At 70.0% G+C, this 12,551-nt stretch carries 11 protein-coding genes; 6 read left to right on the top strand and 5 right to left on the bottom strand.

Features of this window, described 5'->3' with window-relative positions; genetic code table 11:
* The first annotated feature begins 46 nt into the window (after positions 1–46).
* From ACSQ4M_RS07185 to tgt, 3 genes are read left to right on the top strand one after another with little or no spacing between them, the layout of a single operon-like run.
* Positions 47–1,024, top strand: coding sequence for a Bug family tripartite tricarboxylate transporter substrate binding protein (locus ACSQ4M_RS07185; RefSeq protein ID WP_436188909.1), 978 nt, complete (start codon positions 47–49; stop codon positions 1,022–1,024).
* Positions 1,025–1,027: 3 nt separating this feature from the next.
* On the top strand, positions 1,028–3,049 hold the full coding sequence (locus tag ACSQ4M_RS07180; protein ID WP_436188908.1) for an acetoacetate--CoA ligase: 2,022 nt from the start codon (positions 1,028–1,030) through the stop codon (positions 3,047–3,049).
* A gap of 38 nt (positions 3,050–3,087) precedes the next feature.
* Complete coding sequence (gene tgt, locus ACSQ4M_RS07175; protein ID WP_436188907.1) at positions 3,088–4,251, top strand: tRNA guanosine(34) transglycosylase Tgt; 1,164 nt, start codon at positions 3,088–3,090, stop codon at positions 4,249–4,251.
* A 240-nt stretch (positions 4,252–4,491) separates the two neighbouring features.
* On the opposite strand, the gene ACSQ4M_RS07170 is transcribed toward tgt, so the two are convergent.
* From ACSQ4M_RS07170 to ACSQ4M_RS07160, 3 genes are read right to left on the bottom strand one after another with little or no spacing between them, the layout of a single operon-like run.
* Complete coding sequence (locus ACSQ4M_RS07170; RefSeq protein ID WP_436188906.1) at positions 4,492–4,881, bottom strand: type II toxin-antitoxin system VapC family toxin; 390 nt, start codon at positions 4,879–4,881, stop codon at positions 4,492–4,494.
* Positions 4,881–5,093, bottom strand: a complete 213-nt coding sequence (locus ACSQ4M_RS07165; RefSeq protein ID WP_436188905.1) for an AbrB/MazE/SpoVT family DNA-binding domain-containing protein — start codon at positions 5,091–5,093, stop codon at positions 4,881–4,883. Before ACSQ4M_RS07165 ends, ACSQ4M_RS07170 begins: the two co-directional genes overlap by 1 nt.
* Before the next feature lie 50 nt (positions 5,094–5,143).
* The gene (locus ACSQ4M_RS07160; protein WP_436188904.1) at positions 5,144–6,094 is read right to left on the bottom strand and encodes a LysR family transcriptional regulator; all 951 of its coding nucleotides are present in this window, start codon (positions 6,092–6,094) and stop codon (positions 5,144–5,146) included.
* Between the two features lie 116 nt (positions 6,095–6,210).
* Between ACSQ4M_RS07160 and ACSQ4M_RS07155 the strand changes: the two genes are divergently transcribed.
* From ACSQ4M_RS07155 to ACSQ4M_RS07145, 3 genes are all read left to right on the top strand, one after another.
* Positions 6,211–7,326 (top strand): aryl-sulfate sulfotransferase, encoded by a 1,116-nt coding sequence (locus ACSQ4M_RS07155; protein WP_436188903.1) that lies wholly within the window; start codon positions 6,211–6,213, stop codon positions 7,324–7,326.
* 17 nt (positions 7,327–7,343) lie between these two features.
* On the top strand, positions 7,344–8,321 hold the full coding sequence (locus ACSQ4M_RS07150; protein WP_436188902.1) for a Bug family tripartite tricarboxylate transporter substrate binding protein: 978 nt from the start codon (positions 7,344–7,346) through the stop codon (positions 8,319–8,321).
* A 131-nt stretch (positions 8,322–8,452) separates the two neighbouring features.
* Complete coding sequence (locus ACSQ4M_RS07145; protein ID WP_436188901.1) at positions 8,453–9,559, top strand: AI-2E family transporter; 1,107 nt, start codon at positions 8,453–8,455, stop codon at positions 9,557–9,559.
* Here the strand turns inward: ACSQ4M_RS07145 and ACSQ4M_RS07140 are convergent.
* Together ACSQ4M_RS07140 and ACSQ4M_RS07135 are read right to left on the bottom strand one after the other, a co-directional pair.
* Positions 9,514–10,566, bottom strand: coding sequence for a serine endopeptidase (locus ACSQ4M_RS07140; protein ID WP_436188900.1), 1,053 nt, complete (start codon positions 10,564–10,566; stop codon positions 9,514–9,516). The two genes, ACSQ4M_RS07145 and ACSQ4M_RS07140, sit on opposite strands and share 46 nt — an antisense overlap.
* A 5-nt stretch (positions 10,567–10,571) precedes the next feature.
* Positions 10,572–12,506 (bottom strand): MFS transporter, encoded by a 1,935-nt coding sequence (locus tag ACSQ4M_RS07135; protein WP_436188899.1) that lies wholly within the window; start codon positions 12,504–12,506, stop codon positions 10,572–10,574.
* Positions 12,507–12,551: the final 45 nt, after the last annotated feature.

Here is a 12,551-nt window from a genome sequence, read left to right as displayed (position 1 = left end):
AGGCGCCCACGCCGGCCGCGCGCCACACCCCAAAGGAGACACAGACATGCACACCCGCCGCCAGTTCACGATCCAACTGGGTTGCCTGGGCGCCCTCGGCCTGGGTCGGGTCGCCCAGGCCCAACCGAACGACCTCGCCCGCCTGCTGGTGGGCTTTCCACCCGGCGGCAGCACCGACAACGTGGCCCGCCGGCTGGCCGACAAGCTGCGCGGCGCGTACGCCGCCAACGTGATCGTCGACAACAAGCCCGGCGCGGGCGCGCAGATCGCCGTGGCCACCGTGAAGGATGCCGCGCCCGACGGCGCGACGCTGCTGCTGTCGCCCCCGGCACCGTTCACCGTCTATCCCTACACCTACCGCAGGCTGCCCTACGCCACCGAGGACGTGGCGCCGGTGGCCATGGTCTGCACCTTCCCCTTCGCGCTGGCGGTCGGGCCGGGCGTGCCGGCGAGCGTGCGCAACCTGCAGGACTTCGTCGCCTGGGCCAAGGCCACCCCGGCCAAGGCCAGCTTCGGCTCGCCGGCCGCCGGCTCCACGCCGCATCTGGTCGGCAGCCTGCTCGGCAGGATGGCGGGCTTCGAGTTCACGCACGTGGCCTACAAGGGCGACGGTCCTGGGCTGCAGGACCTGATGGGCGGGCAGATCGCCTCCTACTCCACGGTCCTGGGCAGCTACCTGCCCCACCTGCAGTCGGGGCGGCTGCGCCTGCTGGCGGTGTCGGGCACCGAACGCAGCAGTTTCGCGCCCGAGCTGCCCACCTACCGCGAGCAGGGCTACCCGGCACTGGACATGGCCGAGTGGTTCGGCATCTTCGTGCCGGCCCGCACCCCGGCTGCCCTGGTACAGCGCGCAGGCGACGCGGTGCGCGCCGCCGTGGCCCAGCCGGACTTCGCGCGCGGCTTGGCGGAGTTCGGCATGACGGCCCGCTCGTCCACCGCACAGGAGCTGGGCGAGCGCCTGCGTACCGAGAGCGCGCAGTGGCGCACCCACGTGAAGAACATCGGCTTCACCGCCGACACCTGAACCATGGACCAACCCATCTGGACCCCTGGCGCCGCCCGCCGCGAGCGCGCCCTCGTCACCGCCTTCCAGGCCCGGCTGGCGCGCGAACACGGCCTGCAGTTCGACGGCTACGAGGCCCTGTGGCGCTGGTCGGTCGATGCGCCCGAGGCCTTCTGGCGCGCGGTGCTGGACTTCTTCGACGTGCCCATGGCCCATCCGCCCGCGCGCATGCGCTCGGCCGACCCGATGCCGGGCACCCGCTGGTTCGAAGGCGCGCGGCTCAACCTGGTGGACCAGGTGTTCCGCCACACCAGCCTGCCCACGCCCGCCATCGTCTACGACAGCGAGGCCGCAGGCCAGGGCGAGATCGGCTGGCCCGAACTGCGCCGCCAGGTCGGCGCACTGGCCCACACGCTGCGCAGCCTGGGCGTGCAGCCGGGCGACCGCATCGCCGGCTACCTGCCCAACATCCCGCAGACCGTGGTGGCATTCCTGGCCGCGACCAGCCTGGGCGCCGTGTGGACGCTGTGCGCACCCGACATGGGCCCGGTCAGCGTGGCCGACCGCTGGCAGCAGATCGCGCCCACTGTGCTGGTCGCGGTGGACGGTTACCGCTTCGCGGGCAAGCCCTTCGACCGGCGCGGCACGCTGGACGAGATCCTGGCGGCCCTGCCTTCGGTCCGCCACGTGGTCTGGGTGCCGCACCTCGACGCGCGCGCCGAACCGCCCGGACAGGTCCAACGCCGCCAGCCCGTGCCGTGGGACCAGGCCACGGCCGGCGACGCGCCATTGCAGCCCCTGGCCCTGCCGCCGGACCACCCGCTGTGGACGCTGTACTCCTCGGGCACCACCGGCCTGCCCAAGGCCATCGTGCACGGCCATGGCGGCGTGCTGGCCAACGGCCTCGTGAACATGGTGCTGCACAACGACGTGCACCCGGGCGACCGCATCCTGTGGGCCGTCAACACCTCGTGGATGGTCTGGAACGCCCATGTGCTGGGCCTGCTGGGTGGCGCCTGCATCGTGCTGGTCGACGGCAGCGTGACCGGCGCGGGCGCGCAGCCCGACTGGGGACACCTGTGGCAGCTGGTCGGCCGCCTGCGCGTGAACACCTTCGGCGTGGGCGCTGCCATCCACCATGCCTGCATGAAGGCCGGCGTCGTGCCCGCCGCCGTGGCCGACCTCGCCGCGCTGCACACGGTGTGCTCCACCGGGTCGCCGCTGTCGCCGCAGGCCTACGCCTGGCTCTACACCCAGGCCAAGGACGACATCTGGCTGAACGTGGTGGCCGGCGGCACGGACATCACCGGCGGCTTCCTGGTCGGGCTGCCCACGCTGCCCGTGCACGTGGGCGAGATGCAGTGCCGCACGCTGGGCGCGCGCGTGGAGGCCTGGAGCGAGGCCGGCCAGCCGGTGTTGGACGAGGTCGGCGAACTGGTCTGCACGCAACCCATTCCCTCCATGCCGCTGTACCTGTGGGGCGATACCGATGGCAGGCGGCTGCACGAGAGCTACTTCGACACCTTTCAGGACGCCGCCGGCCATCCGGTCTGGCGCCAGGGCGACTGGCTGCGTCTGGTGCCCCGGCCCGCGGCGGTGGGCGGCACCATCTACGGCCGCTCGGATGCCACCATCAACCGCCAGGGCGTGCGCATGGGGACGGCCGAGCTGTACCGCGTGGTCGAGGGGATGGACGAGGTGCTCGACAGCCTGGTGGTGGACCTGGAATACCTGGGCCGCCCCTCCTACATGGCGCTGTTCGTGCAGCTGCGCCCCGGCGCCACGCTGGACGAGCCGCTGCGCCAACGCATCCGGCAGGCCTTGCGCAGCGCGCTGTCGGTGCGCCACGTGCCCGACGAGATCCACGCGGTGGCGCTGATCCCCAAGACCATCACGGGCAAGAAGCTGGAACTGCCGATCAAGAAGCTGCTGCTGGGCCATGCTCCCGAGCAGGTGCTCAAGCGCGACGGGTTGGCGCAGCCCGAGAGCATCGACTGGTTCGTACGCTTCGCCCGCGAGCACCTCGCGCGCGCGCAGCCGGCCTGACGCGGGCACCGGCCGCGCGGGGCGGAGACAATCGCGGCATGCTCGACTTCCAACTGCTGAACACCGACCCCGCTAGCCACGCCCGCCGCGGCACGCTCACGCTGAACCACGGCGTGGTGCAGACGCCGATCTTCATGCCCGTGGGCACCTACGGCACGGTCAAGGGCGTGATGCCGCGCTCGCTCGAAGAGATGGGCGCGCAGATCATCCTGGGCAACACCTTCCACCTGTGGATGCGTCCGGGCCTGGACGTGGTGCGCCAGTTCGGCGGCCTGCACCGCTTCGAGGTGTGGAACAAGCCCATCCTGACGGACTCGGGGGGCTTTCAGGTCTGGAGCCTGGGCGCGATGCGCAAGATCAGCGAGGAAGGCGTGAAGTTCGCCTCGCCCGTCAACGGCGACAAGCTGTTCCTCACGCCCGAGGTCAGCATGCAGATCCAGACCGTGCTGAACAGCGACATCGTGATGCAGTTCGACGAGTGCACGCCCTACGACACCAAGGGCCACATCACGACCGAAGCCGAGGCGCGCACGTCGATGGAACTCAGCGTGCGCTGGGCCAGGCGCTGCCAGGCCGAGTTCGCGCGGCTGGAGAACCCCAACGCGCTGTTCGGCATCGTGCAGGGCGGTATGTTCGAGCACCTGCGCGAGGAATCGCTGAACGCATTGGTGGAAATGGACTTCCCGGGCTACGCGATCGGCGGCGTCAGCGTGGGCGAGCCCAAGCCCGAGATGCTGCGCATCATGGCCCACACGCCGCACCGGCTGCCGGCGCACAAGCCGCGCTACCTGATGGGCGTGGGCACGCCGGAAGACCTGGTCGAGGGCGTGGCCCAGGGCGTGGACATGTTCGACTGCGTGATGCCCACGCGCAATGCACGCAACGGCACCATCTTCACGCGCTTCGGCGACCTCAAGATGCGCAACGCCAAGCACCGCAGCGACGAGCGCCCGCTGGACGAGACCTGCACCTGCCACGCCTGCGCCGGCACCAGCGGTGTGGCCAACGGCGCAGGCGGCTTCTCGCGCGCCTACCTGCACCACCTGGACCGCTGCGGCGAGATGCTGGGGCCGATGCTGGCCACCGTCCACAACCTGCACTACTACCTGAACCTGATGCGCGAAATCCGCGCGGCGCTGGACGCGGGCACGTTCACGGAGTTCCGCGCGCAGTTCGCGCGGGACCGGGCGCGCGGCGTCTGAGAAGCTGTGAACGAACCGCTCACGCCCACGCGAGGCCCCCCAATGACGAACTTCTCACGTTGCGACCGCTGCTCCCAGGGCCTCGCCCTTCGGGCCGGGGCGCGCCAAGCCACATGCGGGCGTTGCAGTCCTTGCCCGGGCACAAGCCCGGGCGGCGGACTGCGCCTACGCCTGTGGCCCGGCGCACCCCGTCGTGGACGCGATCGGTTCATTCACCGCTTCTGAGATCTCGCGGCAACCTCAAGTCGATTTGGGAAAGAACACCACCCCGGGCAGCCCCTGGAAATGGGCGTCACAGGTCAGCAGTTCCGCGCGTTCATTGCGTGCGGTGGCGTAGACGATGGCATCGGCCGTGGCCAGCTTGAACTCGCGGTGCAGGTCCGCGGCGAGCAGGGCCAACGTCGTGTCCAGCGGCACCACGCTGCAGCGCTGCGTGTAGGCCAGTACCTGGTCGCACCGCTCTTCGCCCACCTCGCGCACCAGCCACTTCGACAGCTCGAGCTGCACCATGGTGGGCACGATGCAACGCGCCTGTTCCGGAAACTGCTGGCCCAGCGCCTTGCCGAGCGGACTGCCGGTCAGCCATTCGATCCATGCGGAGGTATCGACCACCCGCGCGGGCACGGCCATCAGGTGCGGTCCTCGCGGTCACGGTAGCCGTCCTTGTTGGCGCCCCTGGCCAGGCCCGATAACTCTTTCAGCGAAGGTACGGGCATGACCAACACGCCTTTGCCCTTGGGAATGAAGACGAATTCCTGTCCCGCATGCCAGTGCTGCTCCTCGCGCACGGCCTTCGGAATGGAGATCTGGAATTTGCTGGACAAGGTGGCGGTAGCAGACATGGATTGGCCTCTGCGATCGATGCGAAAATGGTAAGAATTCCAACTGTCGCTCAGGTCGCGAACGCCTGCAAGCGCAGCGCGTGCCGCGTGTCGAAGCGCTCGCGGATGCGGTTGATCTCGGCATCCAGCGCTTCCAGGAACAGGCCCATGGCCACCGCGGTGCTGTAGCCCGAGCGCTGGTAGATGCAGCTGTACAGCGCCGCGCCCTGGTCTTCCAGCGCGACCCAGACCAGGCGGCCGGCGTCCACGTCCTCGGCCACGTTGTCGGGGATCAGAAAGCCCACGGCCTGGCTGCCGGCCACGAGCCGGCGCACCATGGGCACCGAGCCCGTCTCCACGAGCGGGCGGCCCAGCCGGTTCAGGCGCGGGTCCACCCGCTCGAGCAGGCTGCGCAGCTCCATCTCGGGCGACAGCATGATGAGCGGATGGTCCAGGCAGTCGCGCAGGCGCAGCAGGCGTGGCGTGGCCGTCAGCGGATGGCCGGGCGCCGTGACCACGCCCAACGGCTGGGCGTAGGCGCGCACCTCCTCCACGCCCGGCGGCGGCTTGCGGCGCAGGCAGAAGGCCACGTCGATCTCGCCATTGGCGACCCAGCGCTGCAAGGCCTCGCCATTGCCCGAGCGCACGCTGAAGGTGATGTCGGGGTGGCTCTTCTGCACGTTCTCGATCACCTGCGGCAGCAGGTGCTCGGCCGTGGCATAGGGCACGCCCACGTTGACATGGCCGCGCCGCACCTTGCGCAGGTCTTCCACCTGCGACAGCGCGTTGTCGAAGTCGCGCTGGCTGCGGCGCACGGCCGCTATCATGAGTTCGCCGGCCGTCGTGAGCTGCATGCCGCGCGGCAGCCGGTCGAACAGCGGCACACCCACGGTGGCCTCCAGGTTCAGCACCTGCTGGTTCACGGCCGCGGCCGTCAGGTGCAGCGTCTCGGCCGCCTTGCGCACCGATCCGCGGCGCGCGACCTCGTCGAAGCAGCGGAAGGCCTGGGAGATGGCGGGCATCGGATGAGTGTAAAGAAATATCTGACACCCATGCAAAAACGTTCCGCTATTCCAGACGCTGGCCCATCCCCAGAATCCACTCCATCGCAGCCTTCCAACCTTTGCAGGAGCACCCCATGGCCACCACCGTCGACCAGATCACCCAGCGCCGCCGCGGCGTCGGACTCATCGCCCACGACAGCGCCGCCAGCGCCGGCGGCTACACGCTGATCGCACCGCAGACGGCCGGCGGCAAGGTCTACCTGATCGACATGCAAGGCCAGGTGGTCCACGAATGGCAGATGCCTGTGCGCGCCGGCCGCCACGCCGTGATCCTGCCCAACGGCAACCTGGGCTACAACGGCAACCACGCCGATTCGCCCAACCGCTACGCGCCCTGGTCCATGTGGCACGGCGGCGACTTCTACGAGGTCACGCCGGCCGGCGAGACCGTTTGGCGCTACCAGGACCCGGCCCACCACCACGACGCCCAGTGGCTGCCCAACGGCAACTTGCTCTACGCGGCCTGCGCGCCAGTGCCCGAGGGCTTCGCCGCGCGCGTGCCAGGCGGCACGGCCCACGGCGAAAACGAGGTGATGTACGGCGACGTGATCCGCGAGGTGGACCGTGCCGGCCAGCTGGTCTGGGAATGGAAGGCCTGGGAACACCTCAAGCCCGAGGACTTCCCCATCCACCCCGGCTTCGGCCGCTACCACTGGCCGCTGGTCAACGGCCTGGGCGTGCAAGCCGACGGCACGGTGCTCATGAGCCTGCGCACCACGGCCGGCATCATCGGCGTGGACAAGGTCACGGGTGCGGTCAAGCAGCACATCCCGCCCTCGGTGGTCTCGCACCAGCATGCGCCCGTGCCGCTGGCCAATGGCAACGTGCTGGCCTTCGACAACGGCAACTTCCGGCACGGCGCGCACGTGGCCTTCTCGCGCGTGGTCGAGGTGAATCCCAGGACCAACGAAGTCGTCTGGAGCTACCAGGACGAGATGGTCAACGCCTTCTTCACGGCCTTCATGGGCAACGCCCAGCGGCTGTGGAACGGCAACACCCACATCACCGAATCGGCCACCGGCCGGCTGTTCGAGGTCAATCCGCAAGGCGAGGTGGTCTGGGAATTCATCCTGCCCTGGTTCGCCGAGTACCCCGACGCGGCCGCGCGCAAGACCGGCCCGGGCCGGCTCAACAGCGTGTTCCAGACCTTCCGCTATCCGGCCAGCGCCCTGCCCTGGCTCCAGGCTTGATTCACCAGGTGCCTTCCATGTCCATCACCCGTCGCCTCGCATCGGCCTGGATGCTCGCCCTGCCGCTGCTGGCCCAGGCCCAGCCCGGTGCCTGGCCCAGCCAGCCCCTCACCGCCGTCGTGCCGTTCTCGGCCGGCGGCAGCGTGGACGTGGCCGCCCGCCTCGTCATGCCCCGGCTGGCCGAACGCCTGGGCCAGCCCGTGGTGGTCGAGAACACCGTAGGCGCCTCCGGCACCATCGCCACCCAGCGCGTGATCAAGGCCAGGGCCGATGGCTACACGGTGCTGTTCGGCGTGGCCAGCCCGGTCACGGTGGCGCCACTGGTCTCGCCCGGCCGCTTCAAGTACGACGGGCTCAAGGAGCTGCTGCCCGTGGTGCCGGTCGCGGCCTCGGCCTTCGTGCTGGTCGGCCGGCCCGACCTGCCGGCGGCCAACGCGGCCGAACTCGTCCAACTCGTGCGCAGCCAGCCCGGCAAGCTCAACTTCGGCACCGACGGTGTGGGCACCAGCCTGCACGTGACGGCCGAGATGCTCAAGCAGAAGGCCCGGCTGGACATGGTGCACGTGCCCTACAAGTCCGGCCCCCAGGTGCTGACCGAACTGGCCGGCGGCCAGATCGACCTGGCGGTGCTGCCCGTGGCGCTGGCCCAGGGCATGGTGCGGGACGGCAAGGTCAGGGGCTACGGCGTGACCTCGCGCCAGCGCGCCGCCACCCTGCCGGACGTGCCCAGCCTGTCGGAGACGGCCGCGTTCGCCGGCCTGGATGTGCTGGCCTGGCAGGGCCTGCTGTTGCCGGCAGGCACGGACGCCGCCATCGCGGCCCGGCTGGCGCGCGAGACCGCCGCCGTGCTGGCCGAGCCCGGCACGCAGCGCCGCCTGCTCGATGCCGGCTTCGCACCCATGGCCATGACGCAGGCCCAGTTCGCCGACTACCTGGCACGCGAGAAGAGGGATCTGGCAGCGACCATCGCCGCCGCCCACATCACGGTGGACTGACAGACAAGGCCGTCGTTCGCGCAAGGGCTCGACGGGGTGTGCAACAAGCGGTGTCTATACTTTTCGGCTTCGCCGTATTCCGAGCCCGCGTGCGCTGACCGGCCGCACCGCTCACCACGAGACACCTGCCCATGCGCCCGGTCCTGCAAGCCCCCCTGATCGCCCGCGTGCTGCTGCTGCTGGTGCTGGCCGCCGGCGTCTACTTCTTCCGCGGCTTCCTGGTGCCGGTGCTCGCGGCGCTGATCATCGGCTTCGCAAGCTGGCCGCTGTACGAACGGCTGGTGCAGCGCTGTGGCGGGCGCACCGCACTGACCGCCAGCCTGGCCACGCTGGTGGTGGTGGTCGGCCTGGTGGTGCCGCTCTCGCTGGCCTTGCATTACGCGCTGCAGGAAGCCGCCACCTTCGTCCAGTGGCTGCTCAAGGCCAACCGCCTGGGCGCCGATGTACCGCGCTGGGTGCAGGAGTTCCCAATGGTCGGCGAGCGCATGGCGCAGTGGTGGGTGGAACACCTGGGCGCGCCGGGCGCACTGGGCGAATGGGTCGAATTGCTGAGTGGCCAGCACATCGGCAACATCTACCGGCTGGCGCTGGCCACCACGGGCAATGTGCTGCAGCTGGCGCTCACGCTGCTGTTCATGCTCATCACGCTGTTCTTCATCTACAAGGACGGCGCGCGCTTCGCGGCCCAACTCGATGTGGTGGGCGAGCGCACGCTGCCCCAGCGCTGGCAGCGCTTCTCGCGCGTGGTGCCGGCCACGGTCAGCTCCACCGTCACGGGCATGGGCCTGATCGCACTGGGCGAGGGCCTGGTGCTGGGCGTGGCCTACTGGATCGCGGGCGTGCCGTCGCCCGTGCTGCTGGGCGTGGTCACGGGCTTCATGGCGCTGATCCCGGGCGGGGCGCCGCTGTCGTTCACGCTGGTCTCGCTGTACCTGGTGGGCGGCGGGCACTTCGCGGCCGGCGTGGGCTTGTTCCTGTGGGGCTCGATCGAACTCTTCATCGTCGACAAGACGCTGCGCCCGCACCTCGTGGGCGGGCCGGTCAAGCTGCCCTTCCTGCCGACCTTCTTCGGGCTGGTCGGCGGTGTCAAGACCATGGGCTTCGTGGGCCTGTTCGTCGGCCCGGTGCTGATGGCGCTGCTGGTGGCAATCTGGCGCGAATGGGTGCTCAGCATCCGCGCCGAGCAGGCGCCTCAGCCGCCTGCCGCCGGGCGCGCGGCCGATGTGCCGCACGCATAGCAGAACTTCGAGAAGGCGCTCTTGCGCGCCTGGCAGGCGCCGCAGCGGTCGAACAGGTGGATGCCGCAGTGCGGGCAGTAGTCGATGGCCGGGTCCTTGAGGTCCACGCCGCGCTCGCAGCCGGGGCACACGCCCTTGCCCAGCCGCGTCAGCGCAGTGTCGTAGCCGAGTTCGTTGCGGCGCACGGCGTCGGGCTGGTCCTCGGCGAGCCGCTGACGCGCCAGGTAGCGGTTCAACGCGAGGATGGCGTAGCGGCCGGCCAGCACCGTCAGCACGATGCCCACGATGTAGCGCACATAGCCGCCGTAGCTGGGCAGATAGGGCACCAGCTCGACGAAGAATGCGAACAGCGCGAAGAAGATGAAGCCCCAGACGAAAGGCCACCAGGTGCTCTTGCGCTTCCTGGCGAACAGCCAGCCGGCCAGCGCCAGCAGGGGCAGCGTCAGGGCCAGGCGGTAGCCGAACACGCGCAGCTCCATGCGGCGCTCCTCCGCATCCATCGCCTTGTGCGCCGCGGATTCCAGGTCGCTCAGCTCCGCGCGCACGCCGTCCAGCCGCTGAGACTGGTCCAGTTCGGCCTGCCGCAGCTGGTCGATGCGGCGTTGGGCCTCGCCCTCCTTGGTCTTCAGCGCATCCAGGCCCTGGGTGCGTGCGATCAGTTCGGCGTCCTGGTCGGGCTGCGCGGTGGCGCGCCGCGTCGCCAGCCAGTTGGTGAAGGTCTCGCGCGCGGCCACCGTGGCCTGCTGCGCCACCTGCAAGGCCAGCTCGGCCTGCTCGCGCGCGGCCTCCGACTGCTGCTGGGCCAATTCGCCCTCGTGCAGCTGGGCGCGCAGCGGCTCGGCCGCGGCGCGGTCGATGAAGTCGTCCAGCTGCAGGCTGCGCTCGACCTGCGGCAGGTCGCCCACGATGCTGCCGCCCAGCCCGATCAGAAAGCTGGCGAACACGAAGGCCACGAGCCACAGCCCGCGGCGGAACCACTTTTCAGACAGACGCAGTGCATTGGCCATGGTGCTCATTCTCCCGGCTGCTGGACCAGCAAGGCGGCCACCGCGCCCTGCAGCGCCTCGGGCGTCGCCGCGTCAAACGCCAGCGCGGGGCCCACGTTCAGGCCCACGCGGCTGAAGGCGCCGCGCCGGAACGGCCGCACCATGGCCCCGCCGGCCTCGATGCGGCTGAAGTACGAGCCCCACAGGTTGGTCAGCGCCATCGGCACCACGGGCACGGCCAGGCCGTCGGCGCGGGCCTGCACCAGGATCTTGGCCACGCCACCCTTGAACGGCTGCAGCTGGCCGTCGCGCGTGATGCCGCCCTCGGGGAAGATGCCCAGCAGATCGCCCTCGCGCAGCACCTGGGCCGCCGCGGCCATGGCGGCGGCATAGGCCGCGGGGTCCTCCTTCTGCGGCGCGATCGGGATCGCCTTGGCCAGCCGGAACAGCCAGCCCAGCACCGGCACGCGGAAGATGCGGTGGTCCATCACGAAGCGGATCGGCCGCGGGCTCGCGGCCATGAGCAGGATGGCGTCGACGAAGCTCACGTGGTTGCAGACCAGCACGGCCGGCCCGGCCAGCGGGATGTGCACATCGCCACGCACGCGGAAGCGGTAGACGAAGTGCGAGAGCACCCAGGCGATGAAGCGCAGCAGGTACTCGGGCACGAGCAGGAAGATGTACAGCCCCACGACGGCATTGGCCAGGGCCGTGAACAGGAACACCTGCGGCACCGTGAAGCCGGCCCCCAACAGCGCACCGGCGATCAGGCTGCTCGCGATCATGAACAGCGCGTTCAGGATGTTGTTGGCCGCGATGATGCGGGCCCGGTGCGTGGCCGGACTGCGCAGCTGGATCAGCGCGTACATGGGCACGCTGTACAGGCCGGCCGACAGCGCCAGCAGCGCCAGGTCGGCCATCACGCGCCAGTGCGCAGGCCGGGCCAGGAACTCACCCAGGCCCAGCAGGCTGGAGGCCGGCAGTCCGCGCAGCGCGAAATACAGGTCCACGCCGAACACGCTCATGCCGATCGCGCCCAGCGGCACCAGGCCGATCTCCACATGGCGCCGGCTCAGCACCTCGCAGAGCAGCGAGCCGATGGCGATGCCGATGGAGAACACCACGAGCAGCAGCGAGGCCACGTGCTCGTCGCCATGCAGCACCTCCTTGGCCAGGCTGGGGAACTGGCTCAGGAACACCGCGCCGAAGAACCACATCCAGCTGATGCCCAGCAGCGAGCGGAACACCACGGTGTTGCCGTGCGCCAGCTTCAAGTTGCGCCAGGTCTCGCTGACCGGGTTCCAGTTGATGCGCAGCTGCGGGTCGGTGGCCGGCAGCTGCGGGATGCCCTGCGCCGCGAGCCGGCCCAGCAGCGCCAGGGCCACGCAGCCGATGGCCACATAGGTGCGGCCCACGCCGGGCAGCGCGATCAGCAGCCCGCCCACGATGTTGCCGAGCAGGATGGCGACGAAGGTGCCCATCTCCACCATGCCGTTGCCGCCTGTCAGCTCGCGCTCGTGCAGCACCTGCGGCAGGTAGGCGAACTTGACCGGCCCGAACAGCGTGGAGTGCAGGCCCATCAGGAAGGTGCAGGCCAGCAGCAGCGCCACCTGCAGGCCCACGTCGCCCGACAGGAAGCCCAGCGCCGCCACCACCATGATGGCGATCTCCAGGTTCTTGACGAAGCGGATCACCTGGGTCTTGGGCAGCTTGTCGGTCAGCTGCCCGCTGGTGGCCGAGAACAGCAAGAAGGGCAGGATGAACAGCGCGCCGATCACCAGCCCCGCCATGGCCGGCGGCAGCCAGGCCACGCTCAACTGGTAGGTCACCATCACCGTGAAGGCGAACTTGAACAGGTTGTCGTTGGCCGCGCCCGAGAACTGCGTCCAGAAGAAGGGCGCGAAGCGGCGCTGGCGCAGCAGCGCGAACTGGTTGGGGTGGGTCTGATCGTCGTCGGTCATGGCAGCCCAGGATTGTGGATGCCGCCATGCTGCCACGCCCGCAGG

The organism is Pseudorhodoferax sp. LjRoot39, from assembly GCF_964253035.1.
Lineage (GTDB): Bacteria > Pseudomonadota > Gammaproteobacteria > Burkholderiales > Burkholderiaceae_C > Pseudorhodoferax.
Note: the sequence above shows the minus strand (reverse complement) of the source record. Positions and strands in the feature narration are given on the sequence as shown.